The sequence below is a fragment of the Rugamonas sp. genome (assembly GCF_025354735.1).
Lineage (GTDB): Bacteria > Pseudomonadota > Gammaproteobacteria > Burkholderiales > Burkholderiaceae_D > Rugamonas.
The window spans coordinates 1-12,038 of sequence record NZ_JANXMI010000227.1 but is presented as its reverse complement, the minus strand read 5'-3'; the positions used below and the strand labels follow the sequence as shown (position 1 = coordinate 12,038).

The window sequence follows — 12,038 nt, the reverse complement described above, 5'->3', positions numbered from 1 at the left end:
CGCAAGCCGTCATCTACGATCCGGTGCGCAACGACCTGTTCACCGCCAGCAAGGGCGCCGGCGCCTACCTGAACGACAAACGCATCCGCGTCACCAAACTCGACCGCATCGCCAACGCGCTGCTGTCGACCGGCTACGTGGCCGGCAACGCCAAGGCGCTGGACGAATACCTGAAGATGTACGGCATCATGGCCGAACGCTGCCACGGCGTGCGCCGCCCTGGCAGCGCCGCCCTGGACCTGGCCTATGTGGCGGCCGGCCGCCTCGACGGTTTCTATGAAAAAGGCCTCAAGCCGTGGGACATCGCCGCCGGCGCCTTGATGGTGACGGAATCGGGCGGCATCGTCGGCGAGTTCAGCGGCGAGTCCGATTACCTGTACAAGGGCAACGTCATCGCCGCCAGCCCGAAGGTGTTCGGCCAGATGGTCAGCCTGCTGGCGCCGTTCGCGGACGGGAAGTCGCCGGCGTGATCTAAACGTCAACACTGAAGAAACTTTGTTACAAAAAAGGACGCCGCCGGCGTCCTTTTCATTTCCGCAACGAAACTCCAAGCGAACTTAGCTGTTATACTCGCGCTGCGGCATTGTGACCAGTCCCCAGCCGCAGTCTTCCAATCCGATTGCCTGCGACTGGCGCCATCCGTGGCGACAGGCCGATCTTTTCGTAAAGTTACCATGTCATTTTCCTCACTCGGTTTGTCCGACGCCATCGTCCGTGCCGTGACCGAAGCCGGTTACACCACCCCGACGCCCATCCAGATGCAGGCCATCCCTGCCGTGATGAATGGCGGCGATTTGCTGGCCGGCGCACAGACCGGTACCGGCAAGACCGCCGGCTTCACGCTGCCCATCCTGCACCGTTTGTCGACCGACGCCAACGGCGCGGCCCAGACCGGCAACACGTCGCAGCGCCCGATCCGCGCCCTGATCCTGACCCCGACCCGCGAACTGGCGGCCCAGGTCGAGGAAAGCGTGCGCATCTACGGCAAGTACACCAAGCTGAACTCGACCGTCATTTTCGGCGGCGTCGGCATCAATCCGCAAATCAAGCAGCTCAAGCATGGCGTCGACATCCTCGTCGCCACGCCGGGCCGCTTGCTCGACCACATGGAACAGCGCACGGTCGACCTGTCGAAAGTGGAAATCCTGATCCTCGACGAAGCCGACCGCATGCTCGACATGGGTTTCATCCGCGACATCAAGAAAGTGCTGGCCGTGCTGCCTAAGCAGCGCCAGAACCTGCTGTTCTCGGCCACGTTCTCGGAAGAGATCAAGGCCCTGGCCGACGGCCTGCTGAACAAGCCGGCCATGATCGAAGTGGCGCGCCGCAATTCGACGGTGGAAGTGATCTCGCAAAAGATCCACCCGGTCGACCGCGACAAAAAGCATCCTATGCTGGCCCACCTCATCAAGACCAACAACTGGTCGCAGGTGCTGGTGTTCACGCGCACCAAGCACGGCGCCAACAAGCTGGTCGAGCAGCTCAACGCCGACAGCATCGGCGCCATGGCCATCCACGGCAACAAGAGCCAGTCGGCCCGCACCAAGGCCTTGTCCGAATTCAAGGACAACAAGCTGCAAGTGCTGGTCGCCACCGACATCGCCGCGCGCGGCATCGACATCGACCAGTTGCTGCACGTCGTCAACTATGACTTGCCGAACATTCCGGAAGATTATGTGCATCGTATCGGCCGTACCGGCCGCGCCGGCGCCACCGGCGAAGCCGTGTCGCTGGTCTGCGTCGATGAGCACGACATGTTGAAAGACATCGAAAAGCTGATTAAGCAAACGCTGCCACGCGAAGTGATCGCCGGCTTCGAGCCGGACCCGACCGCGCGCGCGCAACCGGTGCAGCTGCGTAGCGGCGCCGGTGGTGGTGGTGGCGGCCGTGGCCGCAGCGGTGGTGGCGGTGGTGGTGGCCAGGTCATCCGTGTCAAGACCGGCGGCAGCGGTTCCAAGCCGCGCAGCACCGGTCCGGCCGGTGCCGGCGGTGGCGGCGGTGCCCGCACCGGCGCGCCGCGCTCGGCCGCGCCACACCGCTCCGGCGGTCGCGGCCGCTAAGCCAGGCCGTCATCTGTAAAGCAGCCACTGCCGACGCGAGTCCGCAGTGGCTTTTTTTGGGATTTGGATTAGGATAGGGTTTGCACTTCCAAATCGGAAACGTCATGCCTCGCTTCGCCGCCAATTTAACGATGTTGTTCACCGAGGCGCCCTTCCTGGACCGCTTCGCACTGGCCCGCGACGCCGGTTTCGACGCCGTCGAATTCCTCTTTCCCTACGCCTGCGACGCCGAACAGATAGGCGAGCGCCTGCGCCGCCACCGGCTCAAGCTGGTGTTGTTCAACTTGCCGGCCGGCGACTGGGCCGGCGGCGACCGCGGCATCGCCTGCGATCCGCGCCGCAGCGATGAGTTCAGGCAAGGCGTGCAGCTGGCGCTGGAATATGCGACCGAGCTCGGCGTGCCCTACGTCCACTGCATGGCCGGCATCACGCCACCCCGCCTGGCGCCGGAACGGGCGCGCGACACGCTGATCGAGCAACTGCGCTACGCCGCCGACCAGTTCCAGCCGCACGGCATCGGCGTGCTGGTCGAACCCATCAACACCTACGACATCCCCGGCTATTTCCTCCACCACAGCGACCAGGCCGTCGAACTGCTGGCCGCCTGCGCCCGCCCCAACCTGTTCCTGCAATACGATATTTATCACATGCAGCGCATGGAGGGCGAGCTCAGCAACACGATCCGCGCCCGCCTGCCGCTGATACGCCACATGCAGCTGGCCGACACGCCCGGCCGCCATGAACCGGGCACGGGCGAGATCAATTACCGCCACCTGTTCCAGCTGATAGACGAGCTCGGCTACGACGGCTGGATAGGCTGCGAATACCAGCCGCGCAACGGCACGGTGGCCGGCCTGGGGTGGATGGCGGCGCTGACGGCGGGCTGATATTGTTGCGTATCCGCAAGAAGGAAATCGTGCTTCGGCACAACAATAGGCCTGACGCCACCGCCGCGAAAGGCCGCCATGAAAATCCTCCTCCCCACCGCCCTGCGCGGCCTGTGCCTGGGCTTGTGCCTGCTGTTCGGCGGCTGCGCCGGCGCGCCGGCCCTGCAGGATGTGCGCGACTTCGCGGCCGAATCGTCGAGCTTGAGCGGCTATGCCGAGCTGAGCCAGCGCTTCCGCGACACCTACCCGCGCGAGCAACCGTATCTGAGCGCCGCCGCCGACCAGCGCGAGCGGGTGCTCGACTCTGTCCGCCGGCAACAATACGCCGACGCCCTGAATATCGAAAAAAGCGTCAAGCTGTATCTGGACGTGCTGGCCGCGCTGGCCGGCGAGGGGCAATACGATTTGACCGACGAGGTCAAAGGCCTGGGCAGCGCCATCAAGGCCTGGCCCGACACCGGCATCGAAGACAGCCACGTCAACGCCTACACCCAGATGGCCAGCCTGCTCGCGCGCACGCTGGGCGCGCCGCGCCAGCAGCGCGCCGTGCAGACGATGGTGCGCGACGGCCGGCAGCCGCTGCAACAATTGCTGGCGGCGATGGCCGCGCTGTTGCGCTACTACGACAAGAGCAACGCCAATGAAAGAAATCTGGTGCTGGGCGTGTTCGAGGTCGAGATTCCGTTCGCCGACACGGCGCCGAACCGCCTGCTGACGACGCTCGCCAAAGCCCAGCAGCAAAGCAAGGCCGCCGAATACCGGCTGGCCGAGCGCGACTACCGGCTGGCCGAGCACAACCTGGCCGTCATCGCACAAGCCCAGCAGGCGCTGGCGCAATTGCTGGCCCAGCCCGACGACGCGGCCGCGCGCGGCGCGCTGCAAGCGGCCAGCCGGCAGTTGCGGCTCAACCGCGCCGCCTTGCACGTCAGCTTGCGCGCCGCCGAACCCATCCCCTAAGGAGCTGTCATGACCGAGCCCGCCATTGCCCCGGCCAACGCCGACGACCTCGAAGCGCTGGCCGACAGCCTGTCCGCCTGCGCCGACGAGCTGCACACGCGTTTGATGCGGGCGATCCGCCAGCGCGCCACCACGCCGACGCCGGCCCCCTCCCCCCCCGGGCCCGGCGATGCCGCCGCCGCCAGCATCGACCACGGCATCTCGCAGGGCGCGGCGCAGGCCTTGTTTGAAAACGAAGTGGCCCTGCGCCAGCGCGCCAACGGCCTGTATCTGGACGCCGCCGCGCTGGCGGTGGGCGGACTGCGCGGCATGCAGCGGCAGTTGCTCGACGTCACGGCGCAGGCCCGCGAAACGCTGCGCCAGGTCGAGCGCTTAAAAGATATGATAGGCATCACCTCCGAACTGCTGGCGCTGGGCGCGGCCATCGCCAGCGGCAAGGTCGAGCATTTGGCCACGCCGTACAACCAGCTCAAGCGTCTGGTCGATGACTTGCGCCGGCAAAACGCCGCCGCGCCGCCATCCGCCTGAAGTTTGATCCGCATCGCATGAGCGGCGCGGCGGGCGGCCGAACAAACGGGCCGCCGTTCCGGTCCAAACCTGTAACGGCGCCGCGTGGCGCCACCGACCGCACGGAACACCGATGAACGGACTCGATCAAGAACAATGCAACTATCTGCTGGCGGCGCTGGAACGGACCCAGGACAGATTGCTGGGCCAGCTGTCCGGCGAACAGGATGTGGCGCCGACGACACGGCCGCCGCCGCACGAAGTCGAAGCGTCGCCGGCCGACAACGCCAGCACGCGCACGCTCAACGAGCTGGTGCAGGAGGCCGCGCAGCACACGACGATCCAGCTGCGCATCGTCAAGCACGCGCTGCTCAAGTTCGGCGACGGCAGCTACGGCCTGTGCGAACACTGCGGCGTCGCCATCGGCTATTCGCGCCTGAACGCCCAGCCCGAAGCGCGCTACTGCATCGTCTGCCAAACCCGTTTCGAACGGCCGCGCCGCTGACCGCCAGCCGTGCGCGCCGTCTTCCCCGCAAGCCTATAATCGACGCTGGTATCGAAGCTAATATCGACGCCGGCATCGACGCTATTATCGACGCCGGCGTCGACGCCGAAATCAGGCCGAGACGAGGTAGCCATGTCCTATAAAACCATCTTGGTGCACGTCGACCGGACGCCGCACCTGGCCGACCGCCTGGCCATCGCGGCCGCGCTCGCCGAGCGCGACGACGGCCACCTGGTCTGCGCCGCCATGACCGGCGTGTCGCGCTATCTCTACCACAACGAAACGGTGGACGAGCAAGACCCGCATCTGGCGCTGCACCTGAATTACCTGCGCGAACAGGCGCAGGCCGCGCTGGCCGCCTGCGCGCCGCAACTGGCGCAGGCCAGGCTGCGCTCCTGCGAACGGCGGGTCATCGACGACGATGCCGCTACCGGCCTGAGCCTGCACGCCCGCTGCGCCGACCTCGTCGTGATCGGCCAGAACGATCCGCAGCGGGCGGCGCCGGCCATCCTCGGCGACCTGCCCGGCCACGTCGTCATGCACGCGGGGCGGCCGGTGCTGCTGGTGCCCTACGCCGGCCTGGCCGGCAATGTCAACGGCAACGGCGCCGGCGTCGGCCGCCACATCCTGATCGGCTGGGACGGCGGCAAGGAGGCGGCGCGCGCCGTCACGGCCGCGCTGCCGCTGCTGCAACGGGCGGCCCATGTGCATCTGGCCATATTCGACGAGGAACCGGGCGGCCCGGCCGGCGAACAGGCCGGCGCCGATATCGCGCAATATCTGGCCCGCCACGGCGTGGCGAGCGAGACGGTGGTGCGCCATGTCAAGCGTCAGGGGCTGTTCACGCAGTCGCCGGCGATAGGCGATGCGATGCTGGGGCTGGCGGCCGAGCTCGGTTGCGATCTGCTGGTGCTGGGCGCCTACGGCCACTCCCGGCTGCGCGAGACGCTGCTGGGCGGCGTCACCCGCAACGTGCTGGCGGCGACCACGCTGCCGGTGCTGATGGCGCATTGACGCGCCCGCTCACCGGCTCGCCTAATCGCGCGACTGCCACGGCAGGCTGCGGATCTTGGCCACCTGCCGCTGCGCCAGCCAGGTCCACAGTTGCAGCGCGTCGGCCTGGGCCAGCGCCGACATCTTGCGCGGACTCGCCAGCGCGATTTCGCAGTCGCGGTCCGACCATTCCTCGAAGCGGATTTCGCCGCCGCTGGCCACTTCCACTTCGTACATCAAGCCGTCGTCGTAACCGAAGCGCAGCACCGCGCTGCCGGGACCGCCGTCCGGCGCCGTCGCCTGGCCGCCGTAGATGTCGGCCAGCGTCGCCGCCAGCTGCGCCGCGGTCGGCGCGGCGACGTCGCGGCCGTCGGGACGAGTGAGCACTACCCATGCCTGTGTCATAGCCACGCCCCTTGAGTTGGTGAACCAACTTCCAGCGAACAACGGACAGTTCTGTAAAGCCGATGGTGGGCGCCGTCCGCAACGGCGGCGAGACGTCCTTTTAGTTCAAGCAACTATAATCCCGAAATCGGCCAACAGGGGTGGAGATTTAGCGTTTGTTGCGGCGTTGCATACACGGTTGCGCGCCGCGGCAGGCGGACCCGGCCGTCATTCAGGACAGCGACCGCGGCCGCGTCAGCGGGTCGAAGTCGCGCCCGTCGCCGCCACTTTCGGTCAAAACCGGCGCCGCGGAATAGTTAAGAACGCAAATGCCTAAAACGCAATGCCGGTCGTATAATCAATTGATTTGACAGTGATTTTTCGCTCAGCAAGCTTCTATTTCGATAGGAACGCCGGATGGAGTACGCGCAGCAAATCACGCATGCCTCAGCGCCGCCGGACGACGGCGCGCTGGCGCTGCTGACCGGCTACCCGGCCGCGACCGCCTACCGCCTACCGCCGGCAGCACGACTGCGTGACGCTGGCCGCCGAGCGCGCCGTGTTCGGCCTCGACCACGCGCAAGTGGGCGGCGCGCTGTCCGGCAACGGCATCGCGCAAAAACATCACGGCCGCATCACGGTCGACACCGAACCGGGACGCGGCACCGCCTTCCGCGTCCACCCGCCGGTCCACCACATCAAGGAGACGCCATGACCCGTTTGCTGCTGCTCGACGATGAAGCCCATATGCTGCAAGCGCTGCGGCGCGAACTGCGCCTGCTGATGCCCGACGTGCAGATCGAATGCTTCACCAATCCCTATGAAGCCATCAACCGCGTCTGCGTCTGCGAGTTCGACCTCGTCATCGCCGACTACCGCATGCCGGAGATGAGCGGCGTGGCCTTCTTGCAGGCGCTGCGCGACATCGCGCCCGACACCGTGCGCATGATGCTGAGCGCGTCGACCGAGTTCGACATCGCGCTCAGCGCCATCAACGACGCCCAGGTGTTCCGCTTTATTCCCAAGCCCTGGCAGCCGGCCGAGCTGGAAGCGAACATCCGGCTGGCGCTGCAATTGCGCGCCCGCCTGCTGGCCGAACGCGAGCCGGCGCGGGCGGCGTCCGACGCGGCGCAGCAATCGGCGCAGGAACTCGAAGCCCAGCGGCTGGAACGGGAAGAACCGGGCATCCTGCGCGTGAAGCGGACGCCGGACGGTTCGATTATTTTGTAACTGGCAGGCTTAACTACCACGCTTGCGCGTGGGAATACAGGCGCGGCGGCGCCGGCCACTCGGGTTCCGGCGCTGGCGGCGGCGGTGGCGGCGGGCTCTGCCACTGGCGCGGATCGACGCGGTAGTATTTCTGGAATTCCGCGTACAGCTCGGCGTGAAATTCGGCCATCTGATACGGCTTTTCAAAGAAGGTTTCAGTGGCAACGGCAAAGAATTCGGCCGGATTGGTGGCACCGTAATGGTCCATCACGCTTTGCTGGCGGTGGATGGCGCTGAAGCGCAGGCTGGCGAAATCGCGCGACAGCACCGTGGCCCAGCTGCGGTAGCTGGCCGTGTTGCCGAGGTAGGGCGCGCCGTTGCTGGCGCCCGATTCGCTGTCGAGCTGATGCGCAAACTCGTGCAGCACCACGTTGTGGCCGTCGCTCCAGTCCTCGGCGCCGCGCTGCACATCGTCCCACGACAGCACGACGCGGCCATCGCTCCACGATTCACCCAGCATGGTCTGGCGGCGCGGCGTCAGCACGCCGCCGGCGCCCACTTCGGGCCGCTGCGCCACGAAGGCGCTCGGGTACAGCAAAATCGTGTGCAGCGAGGGATAGACCTTGGTGTAGCGGTTCAGCAGCAACATGCAAGCCTGGCCGGCGATGGTGACAGCCATTTCATCGTCCACTACCAGCCCGGCGCAACCGACGAACTTTTTTTGATGGAGAAATTGCAGCACCAGCTGCTGTAGTTGCTGCTGCAACTCGGCCGACATGCGGCGGTAAACGGGGATGTTGCGCTGCAAGACCAGCACCGAGGCCGGCGGCAGCGGCCGCTTCAGGGCGCGCCGCAAGCTCCAGCGCGGATAGTAGAGCGGCAGCGCGATGGCCAGCGCGGTCAGGCAAATCCAGATCAATGCATCCATACAGTAGGGTCCATCGCTCGCGGTAGTGGGACCGGCGTGCGCCGGCATCAGCCATCTAAGTGGAGCTACTGGTCAACATTTCAATACTTTTCTGCGTGACGATGGCGGCCAACGGATGTCAGGCCCTTGCCGCCATCGTCAGGCGCGGCGGCGATGCGCTTAAATCAAGCTTATTGCTGCTCTTTTTGCTGCGACGGCGCCGAACCGAACAGGGCCGCCACGAGCGGGTCGCGCATCACCGGACCGCGATTGACGCGGATCGCATAGTGGGTGTCGTCGGCCAGGATGTGGAAATGACGACCGCTGCCCGCCATGCTCTGCTCGCGCAGGCTGGGCCGTTCCTTGCGCGGAGGCGCGCCTTCGCGCTTGGGCTGCACGATGGCGGCCAGAAAGGTGCGCACGCGCTCCGGGTCGGGCGTCAGCTGGTAGACGGCCTTGCCCAGATAGGTGGCCGTGCCTTCGATATAGCGCGCCAGCTCGATCACGCCCGCTTCGCGCAGGTCGCGGATGTATTTACGGGCGCCGGATGGCGAAAACTTGAGGAACCAGGCAATTTCATCGGCCAGCATCTCGTGCAGCGCCAACTCACCTATCAGCTTTTGCATGTTTTCGATGCGGCGCAGCGTGGCCGAGGTGGAACGCACGCGCTCGATCGGTGCCATCGACAGGGCCGGCTTGCGGTCCAGCGGCAGCGCCGCCGCGCGTTCGACCAGTGTCAATTTGACGGCGCACTCGACACTGTCGTGGTGCGAGGCAGACAACTCGGATTGGGCGAGTTGTTGATTTTGTCTGATTGCATGCATTTGAACACTCCTTATAACAATAGCCGGGATTGCGCAGCGAGTCGGGTGCTGCTACGAACATCTGACTCTAGATTGCCTGTGCCGGCGATCTGGGTCTGTGCGGCAACGAACACAAAAGCCCATCGATATGAACGAGTAATAAATTAGGCGCACCGGATAGCCCGCGCACGATTCCACTGAATAGAGCGTGTGAATTGGAGTGCCCGGACGCCGCTTGGTTCCTGCGCCTGATCAAGGTTTGTCCGGAAAATGCGAATTTTCCCGTTGTTTTCATGAAAATATTTCATGTTTTTGATCTAGCGCAATCTTTTGTGCGGTAGCGCACGGACCGGCGGAACGGATATCCCTATTCTCCAGTCCAACAGCAATGCAAATCGCTGTGATTGAAAGCGGAAGCGCACTGTGTACCAGCGACCCCGCATCACCGCGCCACTGCTTTCAATATTGCTGTTCGCAACTTTATTAAAAACCATAAACTATCAACCATCGTTCCGGAGCTTACTTGTGAATAAATCTAAAAAAATCGTTTTGGCCGTCGCCGCACTGTGCGCTTCCTTCTCCGCCATGGCTGCTGACGACGTCGTCATCAATCCTTCCTGGTACATTCAGCCGAGCTTGAATGCCGCCAAGCCGGACTCCGATTTCGGCGGACCAAGCAACCACGGCTACGGCCTGGGCTTGAAGTTCGGCAAGCCGGTGGCCGACAGCTGGGACGTGCAGCTGGGCACCACCTACTTCCGTTCCCGCGACAACGGCGAGCGTTACCAGCAGAACACGGTCGGCGTCGATGGTCTGTACCTGTTCTCCCGCAAGACCTTCCGTCCCTTCGTGCTGGTCGGTATCGGCGCGGAACGTGATAAAACCAACACCTTCGCCAACGGCCAGACCACCAAGACCTCGCCTTACCTGAGCGCCGGCCTCGGCTTCCAGGCATCGATGACGGACCAGCTGGCCTTCCAGGCCGACATCCGCGACGTCCACGGCTTCATCCGCGGCGACGACTTCCCGACCGCCAAGTCGAACAACTACTACGTCACCCTCGGCCTGAACTATGCGTTCAATAAGCCGCCGGTCGCCGCCCCAGCCCCGGCACCGATGCCAGCGCCGATGGCGGCACCGGAGCCGGCACCGGCACCGGTCGTGGTCGCCCCACCACCGCCGCCACCACGTTTTGAAAAAGTGACGATGTCGGCCACCGAACTGTTCGCCTTCAACAGCGCCAAGCTGAACGATGGCCAGCCTAAGCTGGACGACGTCGCCAACCTGCTCAACAACAACCCTGGCGTCGACGGCATCGTCATCACCGGTTATGCCGACCGCATCGGTTCGCACAAGTACAACGAAAAGTTGTCCGAACAGCGCGCCGAGTCGGTCAAGGCCTATCTGGTCGGCAAAGGCGTCAGCGCCAACCGCCTGACCACCCAGGGCAAGGGCGAAGCCAATCCTGTCGTTACTTGCAACAACAAGAAACGCACGGACCTCATCAAGTGCCTGGAACCTAACCGTCGCGTTGAAGTCGAACAAATCACCGTCGAACGCCGCGTGAACTAAGCAGCACATTGCAGTATAAAAAAAGGGGCGCTCGCCCCTTTTTTTGCGTTTTCGGAGACGATCATGAGCACGCCCACCCCACCCCTGGCCGCACAGCCCCGCACGCCGATCGCGACGCTGCGCAACATCGTCGTCTGCGCCGTCCAGGCATGGTTCAACCACCGCGCCAGCAGCAAGGGCGCGGCGCTGGCCTTCTATACCCTGTTTTCGATGGCGCCGATCTTGGTGCTGGTGCTGTCGATCGCCGGACTGTTCTACGGCAAGCAGGCGGCGCAGGGCGAACTGTTCGGGCAACTGCGCGGCCTGCTCGGCAGCCAGGGCGCGCAGGCGGTCCAGCTGATCCTGGCCAGCGCCCACAATGAAGCGAGCGGCCGCTTCGCCGCCATCGTCGCCGGCGTGCTGCTGCTGTTCGGCGCCACCAGCGTGTTCACCGAACTGAAAGCGAGCCTGGACGATATCTGGCAGGAACCGCCGCTGACCCAGGGCACGTTGTGGGACACGGTGCGCACCCGCGTGCTGTCCTTCGGCATGGTGCTGGTGCTGGCGTTTTTGCTGATGGTGTCGCTGGTGGTGAGCGCGGCGCTGGCCTTGCTGGAGAATTACTGGAACGGCGTCTGGAAGGATGCGGCGCAACTGCTGTCGGCGCTCAATGTCGTCATCAGCTTCGGCGTCATCGCCGCCATGTTCGCGGTGATTTACAAGCTGCTGCCACGGGTGCGGCTATCGTGGCGCGACGTCACCATCGGCGCGCTCGGCACGGCGGCCTTGTTCACGCTGGGGAAATTCGCCATCGGCGCCTACATCGGCAATAGCGGCGTGGCCGACAGCTTCGGCGCGGCCGGGTCGATGATCGCCCTGTTGCTGTGGGTGTATTACTCGGCGCAGATATTTTTCCTCGGCGCCGAGTTCGCGCGCCAGTATGCCTTGCAGGCGGGCAGCTTACGGCAGCGTCCGGCCGATGCGGGCAAGTTGACGCGCGTTCAGTGAAACGGGGGAGGCGCCGCAAACTAAATCGGGGTCAAGACCGGGGGGCTGACCCCGAAGTCACGCCGGCGATGTCACGCGCGGCACTGCTTTAATCGCCGAGCAGCTCGGCGATCACTTCCATGCCTTCGACGCGCTCGACCACGACCTTGACGATGACGATCACATGGGCAAAGAGCTCGATGTCGCCGATCAGGGGGACGTCGTAGTAGGCCGCGTGGGCCGCGATAGGATGACTATTCAGCGGTACGCCAGGCGACACCACGACGG

General features: G+C 64.9%; 14 protein-coding genes. 11 read left to right on the top strand and 3 right to left on the bottom strand.

Annotated elements, in window-relative coordinates:
* The 7 genes from Q0S71_RS18440 to Q0S71_RS18410 all read left to right on the top strand — a co-directional run.
* Window positions 1-470: inositol monophosphatase family protein (locus tag Q0S71_RS18440; protein ID WP_295999061.1), on the top strand; the 470-nt coding region annotated here is incomplete at its 5' end.
* A gap of 204 nt (window positions 471-674) precedes the next feature.
* Entirely contained in the window at window positions 675-2,060 is a 1,386-nt protein-coding gene (locus Q0S71_RS18435) for a DEAD/DEAH box helicase (RefSeq protein WP_295999058.1), read from the top strand.
* 104 nt (window positions 2,061-2,164) lie between these two features.
* Window positions 2,165-2,947, top strand: coding sequence for a 2-oxo-tetronate isomerase (gene otnI, locus Q0S71_RS18430; protein WP_295999055.1), 783 nt, complete (start codon window positions 2,165-2,167; stop codon window positions 2,945-2,947).
* 78 nt (window positions 2,948-3,025) lie between these two features.
* Complete coding sequence (locus Q0S71_RS18425; protein ID WP_295999052.1) at window positions 3,026-3,904, top strand: hypothetical protein; 879 nt, start codon at window positions 3,026-3,028, stop codon at window positions 3,902-3,904.
* A 9-nt stretch (window positions 3,905-3,913) separates the two neighbouring features.
* Window positions 3,914-4,432 carry a hypothetical protein gene (locus tag Q0S71_RS18420; RefSeq protein WP_295999049.1) on the top strand — a complete coding sequence of 173 codons (519 nt, stop codon included), beginning with the start codon at window positions 3,914-3,916 and terminating at the stop codon, window positions 4,430-4,432.
* Window positions 4,433-4,544: 112 nt separating this feature from the next.
* Window positions 4,545-4,916 carry a TraR/DksA family transcriptional regulator gene (locus tag Q0S71_RS18415; protein ID WP_295999045.1) on the top strand — a complete coding sequence of 124 codons (372 nt, stop codon included), beginning with the start codon at window positions 4,545-4,547 and terminating at the stop codon, window positions 4,914-4,916.
* Window positions 4,917-5,048: 132 nt separating this feature from the next.
* Window positions 5,049-5,930, top strand: coding sequence for a universal stress protein (locus tag Q0S71_RS18410; RefSeq protein ID WP_295999043.1), 882 nt, complete (start codon window positions 5,049-5,051; stop codon window positions 5,928-5,930).
* A 21-nt stretch (window positions 5,931-5,951) separates the two neighbouring features.
* Here Q0S71_RS18410 and Q0S71_RS18405 read toward each other — a convergent pair whose 3' ends face one another.
* Window positions 5,952-6,314, bottom strand: a complete 363-nt coding sequence (locus Q0S71_RS18405) for a hypothetical protein (protein ID WP_295999040.1) — start codon at window positions 6,312-6,314, stop codon at window positions 5,952-5,954.
* 514 nt (window positions 6,315-6,828) lie between these two features.
* Between Q0S71_RS18405 and Q0S71_RS18400 the strand changes: the two genes are divergently transcribed.
* Window positions 6,829-7,008 carry a hypothetical protein gene (locus Q0S71_RS18400; protein WP_295999037.1) on the top strand — a complete coding sequence of 60 codons (180 nt, stop codon included), beginning with the start codon at window positions 6,829-6,831 and terminating at the stop codon, window positions 7,006-7,008.
* Window positions 7,005-7,523 (top strand): response regulator, encoded by a 519-nt coding sequence (locus Q0S71_RS18395; RefSeq protein WP_295999035.1) that lies wholly within the window; start codon window positions 7,005-7,007, stop codon window positions 7,521-7,523. The genes Q0S71_RS18400 and Q0S71_RS18395 overlap by 4 nt, the downstream gene beginning before the upstream one ends.
* 13 nt (window positions 7,524-7,536) lie before the next feature.
* Here Q0S71_RS18395 and Q0S71_RS18390 read toward each other — a convergent pair whose 3' ends face one another.
* On the bottom strand, window positions 7,537-8,430 hold the full coding sequence (locus Q0S71_RS18390) for a zinc-dependent peptidase (protein ID WP_295999032.1): 894 nt from the start codon (window positions 8,428-8,430) through the stop codon (window positions 7,537-7,539).
* 170 nt (window positions 8,431-8,600) lie between these two features.
* Window positions 8,601-9,092: a winged helix-turn-helix domain-containing protein gene (locus tag Q0S71_RS18385; RefSeq protein ID WP_295999063.1), complete on the bottom strand. Its 492-nt coding sequence runs from the start codon at window positions 9,090-9,092 to the stop codon at window positions 8,601-8,603.
* A 645-nt stretch (window positions 9,093-9,737) separates the two neighbouring features.
* Between Q0S71_RS18385 and Q0S71_RS18380 the strand changes: the two genes are divergently transcribed.
* Together Q0S71_RS18380 and Q0S71_RS18375 are read left to right on the top strand one after the other, a co-directional pair.
* A complete protein-coding gene (locus tag Q0S71_RS18380) occupies window positions 9,738-10,784 on the top strand; it encodes an OmpA family protein (protein WP_295999028.1) in 1,047 nt (348 codons plus the stop codon).
* A 63-nt stretch (window positions 10,785-10,847) separates the two neighbouring features.
* Window positions 10,848-11,771 (top strand): YihY/virulence factor BrkB family protein, encoded by a 924-nt coding sequence (locus tag Q0S71_RS18375; RefSeq protein ID WP_295999025.1) that lies wholly within the window; start codon window positions 10,848-10,850, stop codon window positions 11,769-11,771.
* Window positions 11,772-12,038 lie beyond the last annotated feature (267 nt).